The 17,630-nt window shown below is 63.8% G+C and carries 9 protein-coding genes; 4 read left to right on the plus strand and 5 right to left on the minus strand.

Features of this window, described 5'->3' with window-relative positions; translation table 11 throughout:
* Positions 1–48: 48 nt before the first annotated feature.
* The 4 genes from AC04SG_RS11695 to AC04SG_RS11710 all read left to right on the plus strand — a co-directional run bounded on the left by AC04SG_RS11695 (position 49) and on the right by AC04SG_RS11710 (position 8,653).
* Entirely contained in the window at positions 49–3,027 is a 2,979-nt protein-coding gene (locus tag AC04SG_RS11695) for a sarcosine oxidase subunit alpha (protein ID WP_488551141.1), read from the plus strand.
* A complete protein-coding gene (locus AC04SG_RS11700; protein ID WP_488551142.1) occupies positions 3,020–3,643 on the plus strand; it encodes a sarcosine oxidase subunit gamma in 624 nt (207 codons plus the stop codon). Before AC04SG_RS11695 ends, AC04SG_RS11700 begins: the two co-directional genes overlap by 8 nt.
* Before the next feature lie 347 nt (positions 3,644–3,990).
* On the plus strand, positions 3,991–6,360 hold the full coding sequence (locus tag AC04SG_RS11705) for a trimethylamine N-oxide demethylase (protein WP_488551143.1): 2,370 nt from the start codon (positions 3,991–3,993) through the stop codon (positions 6,358–6,360).
* 583 nt (positions 6,361–6,943) lie between these two features.
* Complete coding sequence (locus AC04SG_RS11710) at positions 6,944–8,653, plus strand: trimethylamine N-oxide permease (protein ID WP_488551144.1); 1,710 nt, start codon at positions 6,944–6,946, stop codon at positions 8,651–8,653.
* Positions 8,654–8,728: 75 nt separating this feature from the next.
* Here AC04SG_RS11710 and AC04SG_RS11715 read toward each other — a convergent pair whose 3' ends face one another.
* The 5 genes from AC04SG_RS11715 to AC04SG_RS11735 form a co-directional block, all read right to left on the minus strand.
* Entirely contained in the window at positions 8,729–10,084 is a 1,356-nt protein-coding gene (locus AC04SG_RS11715) for an LLM class flavin-dependent oxidoreductase (RefSeq protein ID WP_488551145.1), read from the minus strand.
* A gap of 190 nt (positions 10,085–10,274) precedes the next feature.
* Positions 10,275–11,768: an aldehyde dehydrogenase family protein gene (locus tag AC04SG_RS11720; RefSeq protein ID WP_488551146.1), complete on the minus strand. Its 1,494-nt coding sequence runs from the start codon at positions 11,766–11,768 to the stop codon at positions 10,275–10,277.
* Positions 11,769–11,884: 116 nt separating this feature from the next.
* A complete protein-coding gene (locus AC04SG_RS11725) occupies positions 11,885–15,025 on the minus strand; it encodes an efflux RND transporter permease subunit (RefSeq protein ID WP_488551147.1) in 3,141 nt (1,046 codons plus the stop codon).
* A 250-nt stretch (positions 15,026–15,275) separates the two neighbouring features.
* Positions 15,276–16,415 (minus strand): efflux RND transporter periplasmic adaptor subunit, encoded by a 1,140-nt coding sequence (locus tag AC04SG_RS11730; protein ID WP_488551148.1) that lies wholly within the window; start codon positions 16,413–16,415, stop codon positions 15,276–15,278.
* A 55-nt stretch (positions 16,416–16,470) separates the two neighbouring features.
* Positions 16,471–17,076: a TetR/AcrR family transcriptional regulator gene (locus AC04SG_RS11735; protein WP_488551149.1), complete on the minus strand. Its 606-nt coding sequence runs from the start codon at positions 17,074–17,076 to the stop codon at positions 16,471–16,473.
* Positions 17,077–17,630 lie beyond the last annotated feature (554 nt).

Raw genomic sequence — 17,630 nt, forward strand, 5'->3', positions numbered from 1 at the left:
GGGCAGCGCTACCCTTCGCGATGACATCAAATCGAGAGGCTGGACATCGTGACCTCTCAATCCCATCGCCTCACCTCCGGCGGCCTCATCGACCGGTCCACGCCGCTCAACTTCCGCTTCGACGGCAAGACATTCTCCGGATTCCAGGGCGATACGCTGGCATCGGCGCTGGTCGCCAATGGCGTCAAGCTGGTCGGCCGCTCGTTCAAATACCATCGCCCGCGCGGCATTCTCACCGCAGGCTCGGAAGAACCCAACGCGTTGGTCGAACTGCGCACCGGCGCACGGCGCGAGGCCAACACCAAGGCGACGACGGCCGAACTCTATGAGGGGCTCGAAGCGGCCAGCCAGAACCGTTGGCCGTCGCTGCGCCACGATGTGATGTCGGTCAACCAGCTGTTCGCGCCGATCTTCGTCGCCGGCTTCTACTACAAGACCTTCATGTGGCCGGCGAAGTTCTGGGAGATGATCTACGAGCCGGCGATCCGCCGCGCCGCGGGTCTCGGTCGCGCGGCGGGTACCGCCGATCCCGATCACTACGACAAGGCCTGGGCGCATTGCGATGTGGTGATCGCCGGCTCCGGCCCGGCAGGTCTCGCCGCCGCACTCGCAGCAGGCCGCAGCGGTGCGCGCGTCATTCTGTGCGAAGAAGATTTTGTCCCCGGCGGCCGCCTGTTGTCGGATGGCGGCACGATCGACGGGCTGCCGGCGGCCGACTGGATTTCGCAAACGCTGGCCGAGCTTGGCTCGATGCCCGATGTCCGCCTCATGACGCGCACGACGCTGTTCGGTGTCTATGATGGCGGCACCTATGGCGCGATCGAACGCGTCAACGACCATCTGCCGACGCCGCCGGAGCATCAGGTGCGGCAGCGGCTGTGGCGGATCGTGGCCAAGCGCTGCGTCGTCGCGGCCGGCGCTATCGAGCGTCCCATCGTCTTTGCCGGCAACGACACGCCCGGCGTGATGATGGCCTCGGCCATGCGGACCTATGTCGCGCGCTATGCCGCCACGCCGGCAAGACGGATCGCACTATTCACCAACAATGAGGATGGCTGGCGTACAGTCGAGACCGCACTCGGCGCCGGATTGCAGGTCGCGGCGGTGATCGACGCACGCTCCGACGTCTCGCCTGCCCATCGCTCGCTGGCCTCCAAGAACGAGTTTACCGTGCTGCACGGCTCCGTCAGCGGCGTCGAGGGCGGCAAGGACGGCGTGCGCAAGATTTCGGTGTCGCTGGCCGGCGGTGCGCGCGCCGAGGTCGAAGCCGACGGGCTCGCCGTTTCCGGTGGATGGAACCCGGCGGTTGGTCTCACCTCCTACCATCGCGGCCGGCCGAAATGGCGCGACGACATCGCCGCCTTCGTCCCTGATGGCGCGCCTCCCGGCATGGTCGCCGCTGGTGCGGCCAATGGCGATTTCGGTCTTGGCGCCTGCCTGCGCGACGGTTTTGAAGCCGGTGCGGCAGCCGCGCGTGCCGCCGGCCGGACCGGCAATGCAGGATCGACGCCTGCCGCCGACGACGAGGCTTCCTCGCTCACGCCCCTCTGGCATATCACCGGCAAGGGCAAGGCCTTCGTTGACCAGCAGCATGACGTCACCGCGTCCGACATCGAACTGGCGCAGCGCGAGGGCTTTGAATCGGTCGAGCATCTGAAGCGCTACACCACGCTCGGCATGGCGACCGACCAGGGCAAGACCTCCAACGTTGCCGGCCTCGCCATCATGGCGGCTGTGACCGGCAAATCGATCCCTGAGACCGGCACGACCATCTATCGCCCGCCCTACGTGCCCGTCGCCATCGGCGCCTTTGCCGGCCATCATCGCGATGAAAATTTCCACGCGATGCGGCTGACGCCGTCGCATCACTGGGCCGCCGAACAGGGTGCGATCTTTGTCGACACCGGTCTATGGAAGCGCGCGCAGTGGTATCCGCGCGCCGGCGAGAAGGACTGGCTGGAATCCGTGACGCGCGAGGTCAAGGCGGTGCGCGGCGGCGTCGGCTTCTGCGATGTCTCGACGCTCGGCAAGATCGACGTGCACGGCCCGGATGCCGGCGCCTTCCTCGACCGCGTCTACATCAACACCTTTTCCAACCTCGCCGTCGGCAAGGCGCGCTACGGGCTGATGCTGCGCGAGGATGGCCTGGTCTATGATGACGGCACGACCTCGCGTCTGGCCGAAGATCACTATTTCCTGACCACCACCACGGCCAAGGCCGGGCTGGTGATGCAGCATCTCGAATTCTGCCGGCAGGTGCTGTTTCCCGAACTCGACGTGCAGTTGACCTCGGTCTCCGACCAGTGGGCGCAATTCTCCATCGCCGGGCCGAAGACACGCGATCTGCTGAAGGAAATCGTCGATCCGGCCGAGGACCTGTCCAACGAAGGTTTTCCGTTCATGGGCGCGCGCGAAGTGGCGCTGCGCGGCGGCATCAGGGCGCGGCTGTTCCGCATCTCTTTCTCCGGCGAGATGGCGTTCGAGATTTCGGTGCCGGCCCGCTATGGCGAGGCGATGGCGCGCAATCTGATGCTCGCGGGAAAACCGTTCGGCGTGATGCCCTACGGCACCGAAGCGCTCGGCGTCATGCGTGTCGAGAAAGGCCATGTCGCCGGTCCGGAGCTGAGCGGCACGACGACCGCCGCCGATCTCGGCCTCGGCAAGATGATGTCGACCAAGAAGGATTTTATCGGTCGCGTCATGGCCGGCCGCGAGGCGCTGGTGGCGCCGGACCGGCAGGTCGTGGTCGGGATCAAGCCGGTCGACAAGGCAAGGCGCCTGCGCTCCGGCGCGCACATCATTCCGAAAGGGCAGACACCCGGCCCCGACAATGACCAGGGCTACGTCACCTCGGTCTGCTTCTCGCCGACACTCGACCAGTGGATCGGGCTTGGCCTGGTCGAACGTGGCCGCGAGCGCATCGGCGAGATCGTGCATGCGCACGACCCGCTGCGCGGCGAGGACTATGATGTCGAGCTCTGCAATCCCGTCTTCTACGATCCGGATGGAGGGCGCCAGCGTGGCTGAGTTTTCCTGGGATGTTCGAAGCCCGCTCGACCGGGCGCTTGTTGCCGGCGCTTATGGTGCACTGGGCGATGCCGGCGTGTCACTGACCGAGATCCGCAACTTCGAGCTCGTCCAGGTGATGGCGCGGCGCGGCAAGGCGGCCGATGTGGCCAAGGTCGCGCAGACCCGCTTCGGCGTCGCGGCGCCGGAAACGCCAAAGGCGGTGCAGACATCCGATGCAACGCTGATCTGGTCGGGACCGGACCAGTTCCTCGTGCTGTCGAAAGGCGGCAAGGATGCGATGGCGGCGCTTGCCCCAGCCTTCGCGCAATCGGCGTCGCTCTCCGATCAATCGCATGCGCGGGTGCTGATCAGCATCTCCGGCGTCAAGGCGCGGACGATGCTGGCCAAACTGTCGTCGATCGATTTGCATCCCGATGCGTTTCCGATTGCCGCGGCGGCCGCGACCTCGATGGACCACACCAGTGTCACGCTCTGGCGCGGTGATGGCCGGTCGGACGGACTGGCGGTGTTCAGCGTTCTGGTGTTTGCGACCTTTGCCGAAAGCCTGTGGCACACGATGTTGGATTCGGCTGCGGAGTACGGTGTCGACATCGGGCATTCCGAGGAACTTTAGTCCGATAATTGTAGATCTCGGCGCCGCCCCTCATTGCCCTGCCGGGCATTTCTCTCCGTAAACGGGGAGAAAGAAGCTGGCCGCACCGCCGCGCCATCTCTGCAACGCCGGCGATTGGCGAAAGCGGCTATGAGAGCGCCCTTCTCCCCGTTCACGGGGAGAAGATGGCGGCAGCCAGATGAGGGGCAGCGGCGCCGTTTGGAAATGAGACTGAGTAGCAAATTCATACACCGTGTTTCACGCCCAGCCCGCCACCTTCGCCTTGCCAAACGCAACCGCGCTGCTATTCTTACAGCTAAAATAATTTCACACACAGGCAAACTTGTTTCTCGAACCGCAAGGCTGAGATGAGCCAGTCGCCCTACCCCACTATCGCAGCCGGACCGCCCCGACCGAGCCTCATCCTGAGGCCTGGCCAGATCGCGCTGCCGCCGGGCATGGAGCGGTATACGATCCAGGGCAACGGCGCGGTGCTGATCGAGGTCGAGGCCGGCGATACATTTACCGTGCGCAATGTCGAGGGCGGACAGGCTTGCGAACTGCTGGCCTGGGACAAGTCAGGCGCGACCGACCCTTCCATCCTCGGCGAAAAATCCAATAGCAATGCCGCCGGGATCAAGGCGCTGTTGGCCGAGGGCGATGACAGTCTCGCCTCCGTGCGCCGCGGCCTCGAGCGCCGCCAGGTGCAGTTCGACCAGGCGAAGGCCGTGCGCGTGTTCGGCGGCGCGACGCCTGCCGGCACCGAGCAGGCGTTCACTATCGCGCGCGACGGTGCGATGCTGATTGCCGCCCCCGGCGGTCCGATGCTGGTCGATGGCCATGACACGGCCACGCCGCTTGCCGTCATCGTGCGCCGCGCCACAGTGCGCCTGAAAACGAAATCGCAGCTTCCCGATCCGCTTGCCGATCCGGTGCTCGATCTCAGGGTGCATTCGGCCACCGCCGAATCCTACTTCGTCAAAGCTGGCGACTATCTGCAGATCATCGACGTCGACGGCCGCCAATGCACCGACTTCCAGTGCTTTTCGGCGCGCAAGCTGGACAAGGGCCTCGACCATCCGCTCGACGTGACGACGACGCGCACGCTGATGGGGTCGAGCTATCCGATGCCCGGCCTGCATTCGAAATATTATGACCACGACATGGAGCCGCTGGTCGAGGTGGTGCAGGACACATGCGGCCGGCATGATGCCTTCGCGCTTGCTTGTGCGGCCAAATATTACGACGACATCGGCTATCCCGGCCACACCAACTGCTCGGAGAACTTCAATCGCGCGCTGGCCGACAAGGGTGTGACGCCGCGCGCGGGCTGGATGGCGATAAACTTCTTCTTCAACACGGCGATCGACGCGCATGGCGTCATGGTCTCCGATGAGCCGTGGTCGCGTGCCGGCGACTATGTGCTGCTGAGAGCGCTGACCGACATCGTCTGCGTCTCCTCCGCCTGCCCCGACGACACCACGCCGGCGAATGGCTGGGACCTCACCGACATCCATGTGCGGACCTATTCCGGCCAGCACAAATTCTCGCGAGCGATCGCCAGACGCATGACGCCCGATTCGGAACCGAAAATGACCCGCGAGACAGCCTTTCATTCGAGCTTCGCCAAGCACACCCGCAACTTCGTGGAATATCGAGGCTATTGGCTGGCCAATTCCTTCGCCAAGGAAGGGCCGATCACCGAATACTGGGCGTGCCGGCAGGACGCGGTGATCATGGACCTGTCGCCGCTGCGCAAGTTCGAGGTCACCGGCCCGGATTCCGAAGCGTTGCTGCAATACACGCTGACCCGCGACGTGAAGAAGCTCGGCGTCGGCCAGGTCGTCTATTCCGCCATGTGCTACGAGCATGGCGGCATGATCGACGACGGCACGCTGCTGCGGCTCGGCAAGGACAATTTCCGCTGGGTCGGCGGCGACGATCTCTCGGGCGAATGGCTGCGCGAGACCTCGAAGAAACTTGGCCTCAACGTGCTGGTGCGCTCATCGACCGACCAGATGCACAATGTCGCCGTGCAAGGACCGAAGAGCCGCGACATCCTCAGGGAAGTCATCTGGACCTCGCCGCTGCAGCCTTCGATCGACGAACTCGAATGGTTCCGCTTTGCGGTGGCGCGCATCGGCGGCGGCAACGGCATCCCGGTCGTGGTGTCGCGCACCGGCTATACCGGCGAGCTTGGCTACGAGATCTGGTGCCATCCGCGCGACGCCGAGAAAGTCTTCGACGCCATCTGGGAAGCCGGCCAGCCGCACGGGCTGAAACCGATGGGCCTGCAGGCGCTCGACATGGTGCGCATCGAGGCCGGGCTGATCTTCGCCGGTTACGAGTTCTCCGACCAGACCGATCCGTTCGAGGCGGGCATCGGTTTCACCGTGCCTTTGAAGGCCAAGACCGACGACTTCATCGGCCGCGAGGCGCTGATCCGGCGCAAGGAACATCCGCAGCACAAACTGGTCGGCCTCGACATCGACAGCAATGTCGCCGTCGGCCATGGCGATTGCGTCCATGTCGGCCGCGCCCAGATCGGCGTCGTTACCTCAGGCATGCGTTCGCCGGTGCTGAACAAGAACATCGCGCTGGCGAGGCTCGACGTCACCCATGCTGCTGTCGGCACGGAGGTCGAGATCGGCAAGCTCGACGGCCATGCCAAGCGGCTGCCAGCGCGGGTGGTGGCCTTCGCCCATTACGATCCGCAGAAGACCAGACCGCGTTCCTGACGAGAGGCAATCGCTCCAGGTTTCGATTTTCCAAGCGTTGGCGCTGCCCCTCACCTGCCTGCCGGCATCCTCTCCCGTATAGTGACGGGGAGAGGGGCGCTGTCTCGCCGATTTCGTCAACCATCGGCGTCGCAAGAAGAGTGCCAGCGTTGCGGCCAGCCCCCTTCTCCCGTCACTATACGGGGAGTTGAGGAATGGTCGCTTGCGCGCGTGTGCGGCAGGCCCAGTATCAGCATCACTTTGACGCCGCCGTCATGAGCCAAGGCATCGCATGACACGAAGGTGAGATTCCGGCCAGTGTTGGAGGCCACCAATTATCGAAAATCGGCGCCGCCCCTCATCGCCCTGCCCGACGTTCGTCATTCGAAAAGCCAAGCAGTTGGCTTTTCGTCCGCTTCGCGGAGTGATGTGCACGACATCACAAATCGCTTGACGTGAAAGCGCGTCGGATCAATCTTCACTGTTAAGAAAAAAATACGACTGAGTGGAAACACCGGAGTCGTGAAGGTCATTTGCCGGGGAACAAGCTTCGCGCAGTCGAGGCATCACCGGCGGGAACAGCGAAAAAGGGGAATTCACAGACATGAGCTCTATTAGCACGGCCCTCGAGCTGCCTGCCGAAAGCAAGCTGCTCAGGCATATAGACTGGCGCGGCGCCTTCTGGGTGGCGAGCGGCGTTCCGGCCCTGGTCCTGTTTTCGATCGGCGGCATTGCCGGCACGACCGGAACGCTGGCCTTCCTGATCTGGACGGTGTCCATGATCATGGGCTTCCTGCAATCCTTCACCTATGCTGAGATCGCCGGCCTGTTCCCGAACAAGTCGGGCGGCGCCTCGATCTACGGCGCCACCGCCTGGCTGCGCTACTCCAAGTTCATCGCGCCGCTGTCGGTGTGGTGCAACTGGTTCGCCTGGTCGCCCGTGCTGTCGCTCGGCTGCTCGATCGCCGCCGCCTACATCCTTAACGCGCTGGCGCCGGTGCCGCTCGTCACCGAGGCCTCGCCCGACGTCGTCGCCTATATTGCGGCGCATGCCGGAACGGCGCCCGCCGACGCCATCGCCGCGGTGACCGCCGCGGCAACGCCGGCGATCCGCACCTGGTCGCTGTGGAGCCACACGCTGGGGCCGGTGTCCTTCACCTTCAACGCCACTTTCTTCATCGGCGCGGTGCTGATGCTGATCATCTTCTCGATCCAGCATCGCGGCATTCTGGGCACCGCCAACGTGCAGAAGTATATCGGCCTGCTGGTCATCATCCCGATGCTGATCGTCGGCGTCGTGCCGATCGTCACCGGCCAGATCAACTGGGCGAATTTTTCGCCGCTGGTGCCGCTCGCCGCCGCCTACGCGCCGGAGCCCGGCTCATGGAACATCCCGGGCTGGACGCTGGTGTTGGGCGGCATGTTCATCGCGGCATGGTCGACCTACGGTTTCGAGACTGCCGTCTGCTACACCTCCGAGTTCAAGAACCCGGGCACCGACACCTTCAAGGCGATCTTTTATTCCGGCCTGCTCTGCATGCTCTTGTTCATCCTGGTGCCCTTCACCTTCCAGGGCGTGCTGGGTTTGAACGGCATGCTGGCGACGCCGATCGTCGACGGCTCCGGCGTCGCCGATGCACTGGCCGGCATGGTCGGCGGCGGCGCGCTGATCCACAGCCTCCTGGTGATGCTGATGATCCTGGCACTGGTGCTGTGCATCATGACGGCGATGGCCGGCTCCTCGCGCACGCTCTATCAGGGCTCGGTCGACGGCTGGCTGCCGCGCTACCTCAGCCACGTCAACGAGCATGGCGCGCCCACGCGGGCGATGTGGACCGACCTCGTATTCAACCTGATAGTGCTGGCCATCGCCTCGGCCGACGCGACGAGCTTCTTCTTCATCCTCGCCGTGTCGAATTGCGGCTACATCATCTTCAACTTCCTCAACCTCAATGCCGGCTGGATCCACCGCATCGACAACGGCCACATCAACCGGCCTTGGAAGGCCCCGAGCTGGCTGCTCGGCGTCGGCGCCATCTTCGCTTATGTCAACGCCATCTTCATGGGCGCCGGCGCCAAGGTGTGGAACCCGATGGCGCTGTGGGCCGGCTTGATCACTGCTGCCTTGATCATCCCGGTGTTCTGCTACCGGCACTACGTGCAGGACAAGGGCAAGTTTCCCGACCACATGCTGGCCGACCTCGGCATGGCGGGCGCCGACCTGTCGGTCAAAAAGGCGGGCATGCTGCCCTACCTGACGCTTGTCGCAGGCGTGGTGGTGATGCTGCTCGCCAACTGGTACTTCGTCATCTGAAAATGACGGCTTGAACAGAAAGGGCGCGCCTCGGGGCGCCCATTTCTTTTTTGCACAAGCCCATCCGCGAGTGCATCAGCCAGCCTTGCGGATGGCAGCTTCGGAGCCTTCGAAGAACCGGTTCGGCGGCCGCTTCAGACCGAGATTCTCGCGCAACGTCGTTCCCTCATATTCGCGCCGGAAGAGCCTTCGACGCTGCAGTTCCGGCACCACCTTCTCGGCGAAGTCGTCGAGCCCGGCGGGAAGGTAGGGGAACATGACGTTGAAGCCGTCGGATCCCTCGGCAAGCAGCCATTCCTCCATCGCGTCGGCGATGGTCTTCGGCGTGCCGACAAAGGCAAGACCGGAGTAACCGCCGAGCCGCTGCGCCAGCTGGCGGACGGTCAGATTCTCGCGGCGCGCCAATTCGATAACGCGCTCGCGGCTGCTCTTCGAGGCGTTGGTCTCGGAGATTTCAGGCAAGGGCGCATCGGGATCGAAGTGGGCCGCGTCATGGCCGAGCGCGATCGACAGCGAGGCGATGCCGCTCTCGTAATAGACCAGGCTGTCGAGCTTAGCCCGCTTGGCCTGCGCTTCCTCGATGCTGTCGCCGACGATGACGAAAGCGCCGGGCAGGATCTTGATGTCGTCACGCGAACGGCCGAGCTTTTCAGCCCTGCCTTTGACATCGGCAAAGAAACGCTGTCCCGCCGCGAGATCGGAATGCGCGGCGAAAATCACTTCCGCCGTTTCGGCCGCCAGTTGCCGTCCCGCCTCCGAGGCGCCGGCCTGGACGATAACCGGCCAGCCTTGCACCGGGCGGGCAATGTTGAGCGGGCCGCGCACCGAGAGGTTTTCGCCCTTGTGGTCCAGCACATGCAGTTTGGCGGGATCGAAATAGAGCCCGCTTTCGGCGTCGCGGATGAAGGCGTCGTCGGCAAAGCTGTCCCACAGGCCGGTCACCACATCGTAGAATTCCCGCGCGTTGTGGTAGCGCTCGTCATGCTCGACATGCTCGTCGAGACCGAAGTTCAGCGCGGCATCGGGGTTGGATGTCGTGACGATGTTCCAGCCGGCGCGGCCGCCGCTGATATGGTCGAGCGAGGCGAAGCGCCGGGCGATGTGATAGGGCGCGTCGAAGGTCGTCGACGCGGTGGCGACCAGGCCGATATGGTCGGTGACGGCAGCCAGCGCCGACAGCAGCGTGAACGGCTCGAACGACGTCACCGTGTGGCTGCGCCGCAGCGCCTCGATCGGCATGTTGAGCACGGCCAGATGGTCGGCCATGAAGAACGCATCGAACTTCGCCGCCTCCAGCGTCTGCGCGAAGCGCTTCAGATGGGCGAAGTTGAAGTTGGCGTCGGGATAGGCACCGGGATAGCGCCAGGCGCCGGTGTGAAGACTGACCGGACGCATGAAGGCACCGAGCCGCAATTGCTTGTTGTCTGCCATGGGATGATCACCTGAGGTGGACGAGCGCGATCCTTTGTTGGAGCATGATCTTTTCCAAAAATCGGTACCCACTTTTTGGGATCATGCCCGCGCTCCGATATATCGCCAAGATCGGACGGCTTTGCCGTGCTGGAAAGGAATCCTGTTTTGCGAAACGCGCGTCGCGGAGCATTTTCGTGTGGGCTGCCGTTCAATCTATTTTGATGAACACGCCCTTGGTGTTGAGATATTCGCCGAGATGCTCTGCGCCGCCCTCGCGGCCGTAACCGCTCATCTTGTAGCCGCCGAAGGGCACCGCCGGATCGATGGCGTGATAGGTGTTGACCCAGACCGAGCCGGCGCGGATTTTTCGCGACAGCTGGTGCGCGGTGGCGACGTTCTGGGTGAAGACCCCGGAGGCAAGGCCGTAGGGTGTGTTGTTGGCGCGCTCGACGGCTTCGTCCAGCGTGTCGAAAGGCAGCGCCGAGATGACCGGCCCGAAGATTTCCTCGCGCGCGATTTTCATCTCGTCGCAGACGCCGGCGAAGACGGTCGGCGCGACGAAATTGCCGGAGGCGAGCGCGCCCTGCGTCAACCGCGCGCCGCCGGTCACCAGCTTAGCACCTTCGGCCGTACCGGCTTCGAGGTAGCCGGTCACCCTGAGCAACTGTTTCTCCGACACAAGCGGACCGATCTCGGTTGCCGGGTCGATGCCGTCACCGATCTTCAGACCCTGTGCGTAAGCAGCGAGCCGCGCGACGAACTCGTCATGGATCGAGCGCTCGACGAACAGGCGCGAGCCGGCAATGCAGATCTGGCCGGAATTGGCGAAGACCGACATCGCCGCCACCGGCACGGCCTTGTCGAGATCGGCGTCGGCGCAGACGATGACCGGCGACTTCCCGCCCAACTCCAGCGAGACGCGCTTCAGATTGCCGGCTGACGCCCGCACGATCGACTGGCCGGTCGCGGTCGAGCCGGTGAAGACGATCTTGTCGACGCCCATATGTTCGGCAAGTGGGGCACCCGCCTCAGCGCCGGTGCCGGTGACGATGTTGACGACACCTGCCGGCACGCCGGCCTCGTTCATGATGTCGGCGATCAACAGCGGCGTCAGAGGCGCCTCTTCCGACGGTTTCAAAACGATGGTGCAGCCGGTGGCGAGCGCCGGGCCGATCTTCCAGATCGAGGCCGCGGTCGGCGCGTTCCACGGGATGATGGCGCCGACGACGCCGACCGGCTCCTTGCGGGTGAAGGAAACGATCTCGCCCGCCAGCGAATTGTCGATGGTCTCGCCATGCAGCACTGTGGCCATGCCGGCGTAGTAACGCAGCATGCCGATGACACGATTGCGGTTGGCGCGGGTGCGCACGATCGGCATGCCCATATCCGTCGTGTCGGAGCGGCTGATCTCTTCCCAGTGCTTTTCGAAGAGATCGGCGATCTTCAGCAGCAGGACCTGCCGCTCATAGGGCTTGAACCGGCTCCAAGGACCGCCGAAGGCTTTTCGCGCCGCGGCCACCGCAATGTCTATGTCCTGACGGTCGCCGCGCGGCACCGTGGCGATGACCGCGCCGGTCGCCGGATTGCGAGTCTCCATGGTCTGGCCCGAGGCAGCATCGACCCAGGCGCCGTCGATGAACATCTGCCGATGGCGTCCGTCGATCGGCAGGCGCAGGGCGATCGAGGTCTGGGCCAGGGTCATGATCATCCTCCACGCGACAAATGGGGCATCATGGCGCCGGAACGCCACAACGCCGCACGTCAAACGTACGGCGTTGTAGCATTTTTCCAAGAGCGCATCCTATGCGCCAGCGGTGGTTACTCGGCGGCCAGGGCCAGTTGCGGCCGCTCATTGTCCTGCACCGCCTCGCCTGCCGGCTCCTTGGCCTTCTTCGGTTCACGGCCGAAGAACAGCGCATAGCCGGCCGGCAGCACCAGGATGGTGAGCACCGTGGCGACCAGGATGCCGCCCATCATGGCGTAGGCGAGCGGGCCCCAGAACACGGCGCGCGAGATCGGGATCAGCGCCAGCACCGCCGTCATCGCGGTCAGCACGATCGGCCGGAAACGGCGCACGGCCGAGCCGATGATGGCCTCCGATCGGTCCATGCCGCGGGCGATGTCCTGGTCGATCTGGTCGACCAGGATGATCGAGTTGCGCATGATGATGCCGAGGAGCGCGATGACGCCCAAGATAGCGACGAAGCCGAAGGGCGCACCGCTGATCAGCAATGCTGCCGCCGCACCGATGATGCCGAGCGGACCTGTGGCCAGCACCAGCATCGCCTTGCCGAAATGCTGCAGCTGGATCATCAAGAGCACGACGATGACGGCCAGCATGACCGGCGCCTTGGCGGCGATCGAAGCCTGGCTCTCGGCAGAATCCTCCGCACCGCCCTGGATCTCGATCTTGTAGCCAGGCGCCAGGCCGGCGCGCATGCCTTGCATGTCGTTGTACATCTTGGTGACGACATCGTTCGACTGCACGCCGTCGGGCAGCGTGGCGCGCACCGAGATGGTCGGCAAGCGGTCACGCCGCCATTCGACGCCTTGCTCGAGAACCGGCACCACCTTGGCGACCTGCGACAGCGGCACGAAGCCGCCGAAATCGGTCGGGATATAGACCGAATCGACCGACGAAAGCAGGTTGCGGCTGGCATCCGGTTCGCGGGCAACGATGGACACCGTCTCCTCGCCATCGCGGAAGTCGTCCAACGGCGCGCCGGACATCGACGCCTGCAGCATCTGGCGGATGCGCTGCGAGGTGACGCCGAGCGCACGGGCGCGGTCCTGATCGATGACCAGCTTCATCGCCGGCACCGGCTCCAGCCAGTCGTCATGGACTGCGGCGAGCAGCGGATTTTCAGCGAACTTAGCCTTCACCTGGTCGGCGATGCGGCGCACTTCCTGACGGTCAGGTCCCATGACGCGCATCTGCACCGGCCAGCCGGTCGGCGGACCGAGGAACAGGCGATCGACCTTGGAGCGGATCGAGGGGAAATCCTGCGCCAGAATGGAGCGCAGCTTGAGGATCAGCCGCTCGCGAGCCGGCTCGTCATTGGCCATCACCAGAAGCTGGGCAAAATTCGGATTGCGCAATTGCTGGTCGAGCGGCAGGAAGAAGCGCGGCGCGCCCTCGCCAATATAGGTGGCGATGAAGCGCTTGTCCTTGTCATCCATCATCCGGGCCTCAAGCGCCTTGGCCTGGGTCTCGACCTCCTTGATCGAGGTTCCCTCAGGCAGCCAGAGATCGACCAGGATTTCGGGACGCGACGACTGCGGGAAGAAGTTCTGCGGGATGAACTGGAACGCCCACAGGCTGGTGGCGAAGGTGACCAGCGTCATCACCAGAACGATGATGCGATGGCGCACCGCCCAGCCGACCGTGGCGCGCAGCCGCCGGTAGAATCTGGTGTCGAAGGCATCGTGATGATTGCCGGCATGCTTGCGCTGCTTGAGGATCATGTAGCCGAGCCACGGCGTGAAATAGACTGCAACGAACCAGGACACGACCAGCGCGATGCCGACGACGTAAAACAGCGTGCGCACATATTCGCCGGCCGTGGAGGCGGCGAAGCCGACCGGGATGAAGCCGGCGGTGGTGATCAGCGTTCCGGTCAGCATCGGAAAGGCGGTCGAGGAATAGGCGAAGCTCGCCGCTTCGATCTTGACCAGCCCCTCCTCCAGCTTGCGCTCCATCATCTCGACGACGATCATGGCGTCGTCGACGAGGAGACCCAGCGCAATGATCAGCGCGCCGAGCGAAATGCGCTGCAGGTCGATGCCGAGCTCGTACATGATGGCGAAGGTGGCGGCGAGCACCAGCGGAATGGCAATGGCGATGACCAGGCCGGAGCGCCAGCCGATCGACAGCAGCGAGACGGCAAGCACGATCAGCAGCGCTTCGCCCAGTGCCTCCATGAACTCCTTCACTGCATCGCGCACGACCTCCGGCTGGTCGGAGATCTGGTCGACCGAAACACCGTACGGCAGCGCCTCTTCGAAGCGCTTATATGTCGCTTCGACATCCTTGCCGACATCGGTGACGTTGAAGCCCTTGGCCATGACGACGCCGACCTGGACGCTTTCGTGACCATTGAAGCGGTATTTGCGCTGATAGGGGTCCTCAAGGCCGGAGGACACGGTGGCGATGTCGCCGAGACGCGTCACCTGGCCGCCGGCGCGCAGCCGCAATTCCCTGATGTCGGCTGCCTTGGTGACGTCGCCTTCGACCGAGATGCGCACCGAGCGCAGGCCGGTGTCGACGGAGCCTGCCGGATCGACATTGTTCTGGCCCTTGATGGCGTTCTGCAGGTCGGTCAGCGTCAGGCCGCGTTCGGCCAGCGCCTTGGACGAGATGTCGATATAGATCTTCTCCGGCTGGTCGCCGATGATGACGGCCTTCTCGACACCCGGCGTCGTCAACAGCATGTCGCGCGCCTGGATGGCGAACTTCTTCAGCTCGGGATAGGAGTAGCCATCGCCGCTGATCGAATGCAGCGTGATGAAGGTGTCGCCGAACTCGTCGTTGAAGTAGGGGCCGAGCAGGCCTTGCGGCAGGTCGCCTGAGATGTCGCCGACCTTCTTGCGCACCTGGTAGAAGGCATCCTTCACCTCCTCGGCATTGGTGTCGCCCTTGATCTGGACGGTGATGATGGCGCTGCCGGCGCGGGTGTAGGAGCGGACGAAATCGAGATGCGGCGTTTCCTGCAGCTTGCGCTCGATCTTGTTGACGACCTGGTCCTCCATCTCCTGGATCGAGGAGCCAGGCCAGATCGCCTGGACGACCATGACGCGGAAGGTGAAATCGGGATCTTCCTTCTGGCCCATGCGCATCAGGCCGAGCCCGCCGGCGATGATGATCAGGCCGAACAGGAAGCGCGCAATGGAAGGATGGCCAATGGCCCAGCGCGAAAGATTGAAAGGCCGCTTTTCACTGCTGTCGTTGGTGGTGGTCATCGGCGTCAGTCCAATTCGTTGATCGTGAGCGCATACCCTTGGCATGCGGCTTCAGGGAATTCCGATGCTGGCTTCCGGGCGGCGAGGCTTTCCGAGCGGGAGAGACTCTCATCGCGGTGGGACGCGTGATCGATGCGGGGGAACTCGACCTTGGCGTCTCGACCATCGGGCACTCGCCGCCCGGAAACCATGAATGCTTCGCCAGCCTTTTCGCCGAAGCGACGATCAAGCCGGCTTCATGCGTCTGCCTTCAGCGCAGGGCCTTTGCGGCGTCGCCTTCCGCAGAGGCGGCCTGCACCGCGTCGCCGGTCAGCTTGACCTTGAGATTCTCGCTCATGAACTGAGTGCCGGCGGCAACGACGACATCACCCGGCTTGAGCCCGTCGGCGACACTGACGCCGTCGGCGGTAAACTCCGCAACCTTGACCGGGCGCTCGTGCACAGTCTCGCCGGCGCGGTCGACGGTCCAGACAATCTTGCGGCCATCCTTTTCCGCCAGCGCGGTGAGTGGGATCGACACCATCTCCTGCTTCTTGGCTACCGAAGCCTCGATGTTGGCGGTCATGCCGAGCAGCACGCGCGGATCGTCGGGCAGCGAGACACGCACGGCAAAGGTGCGCGACTGCTGGTCGGCGCTGCCGGCCACTTCGCGAACCTTGCCGGAGAGCTTCAGCGCATCGTCGGACCAGAAGCTCGCCGTGACGTCCTTGCCTGGTTTGAAGGCGGCGATGTCCATTTCAGGAACCGCGATTAGCACTTCCTTGTCGCCATCGACGGCAACGGTCATGACCGGCGTTCCGGCACCGACCACCTGGCCGACATCGGCGCTGACAGCGGTGACGATGCCGTTCTCGCTTGCCTTGAGATCGGTATAGACGACCTGGTTCTGCGCCTGTGAAAGGGTCGAACGGGCGGCATCGCGGCTCGCCACCGCCTGGTTGTAGCTCAGCGTCGCCTGCTCGAGCTGCGACTTGGAGGTGAAATTCTTGGCATAGAGCTGCTCGGCGCGCTTTCTGGTCAGGTCGACCGTCTCGACCTGCCGCTCGGCGGCATCGAGACTGGCCTTGGCGCTCTTGACCGAAAGCTCGTAATCGGTGGAATCGATGCGGGCGAGCACATCGCCCGATGTCACATGCTGGCCGATATCGACAAGGCGCTGGGTCACCTTGCCCGAGATGCGAAAGCCGAGGTTCATTTCGGTGCGGGCGCGCACCGAGCCGGAATAGGCGAGTTCGCGGCTGTTTTGCGCCTGGCCGATCTCGACCACCTTGACCGGACGGATGATGTCCTGGACTTCGGCCTTTTCCTGGCTGCAGGCGGCGAGCCCGAGCGTGGCGACGATCAGGCCGGCGACCGGCAGCTTGCGGAGAATGGAACTGGACAAAGGCACTTTCGTACTCCCGACTGGAGATGAACGGTCGACACCGGCGCCCGGCGGGCGGCGGTTATTTCAGGGCTTTGATTGCGTAATCGATTAGGTCGTCGGGCATCGCCCGGTTGGTCTTGGCAAGGCACTGCGCCACCATTTGCGGGTGGCACAGAATGACGGTGGCGGCGCCGAAGCAGCGCGATGCGATGACCGGATCCTGTTCTCTGAACTCACCGGCGGCGATGCCTTCGCGAATCACCTCGGCAAACAGGTCGTGAATGCTGTCGATATGCTTGTCGATGACACCCCAGTCGCGCTCGAGCGCGACGATCACCATCTCATGCACCTTCTGGTCGTCGAGCATGACTTCCAGCGTCATCCTGTACTGCGCATTCACATAGCGACGCAGCCGCTCCTCGGCGCTGATCGGGAGGTGGCAAATCTCATACGCCATGTTGTAGCTGGCGCCGAGCATGCGACCGCAGACGGCCTGGTGGATTTCTACCTTGGAGGCGAAGAAACGGTAGATATTGGCCGGCGACATGCCGAGTTCGCGGGCGATGTCGGCGACATTGGTCTTGCCGTAGCCATAGTGGCGGAACAGGCGTTCGGCGCAGTCGAGAATGCGGGTGACATTCTCCTGGCGGGTGGCGTCGGCCATTATGCTGGCGGCTTCGGACATTAGCTCTCTGTCAATTAACGAGTGACGAATTTCAATTTTCGTCACTCGTAAATCGAAAAGAGCGGGCTGTCAACGCGGAATCGACGTACGCGTACGAATGGTGACAGATGGTGACAGGGAGTGGCGGGCGAGGCCGACGATCGCGGTTAGCGGCCGCCTTCGAATTCGTTATCCTAGGGCGAAGCAAGGAGCGAAGCGACGCGGCGCAGACCCTAGGATCCATGCCGTGATGCCCGTCAAAGAATGAGGCGGATCAAGACTTTACGCCGATCATCGACCTGTCATCCGGTGCGGTTATTCTCGACCGTCGGCGCGTGGCCGCGAGGTCACGGCATGGATCCCAGGGTTTCCGCAACGTCGCTTCGCGACTGCTCCACCCTAGAGCGGGATGAATTGATGCTGAATCGGCGTGGGATTCCCTCAGGCGTGCAAATCTGATTCAACCTTCGTGCTGGGCAAGGAGGTCAGCATGAATGGGCAAACCTTACTCGATGGATCTTCGCGAACGGGTTGTTGCATCGGTTGAGCGGGATGGGCTGTCACGACGGCAAGCC

It is taken from the genome of Mesorhizobium sp. CNPSo 4684 (assembly GCF_057784315.1).

Bases quoted from the DNA above. Each gene is read 5' to 3' on its own strand.
- AC04SG_RS11705 (WP_488551143.1), top strand. From the start codon at position 3,991: ATGAGCCAGTCGCCCTACCCCACTATCGCAGCCGGACCGCCCCGACCG.
- AC04SG_RS11710 (WP_488551144.1), top strand. From the start codon at position 6,944: ATGAGCTCTATTAGCACGGCCCTCGAGCTGCCTGCCGAAAGCAAGCTG.
- AC04SG_RS11715 (WP_488551145.1), bottom strand. From the start codon at position 10,084: ATGGCAGACAACAAGCAATTGCGGCTCGGTGCCTTCATGCGTCCGGTC.
- AC04SG_RS11720 (WP_488551146.1), bottom strand. From the start codon at position 11,768: ATGACCCTGGCCCAGACCTCGATCGCCCTGCGCCTGCCGATCGACGGA.
- AC04SG_RS11725 (WP_488551147.1), bottom strand. From the start codon at position 15,025: ATGACCACCACCAACGACAGCAGTGAAAAGCGGCCTTTCAATCTTTCG.
- AC04SG_RS11735 (WP_488551149.1), bottom strand. From the start codon at position 17,076: ATGTCCGAAGCCGCCAGCATAATGGCCGACGCCACCCGCCAGGAGAAT.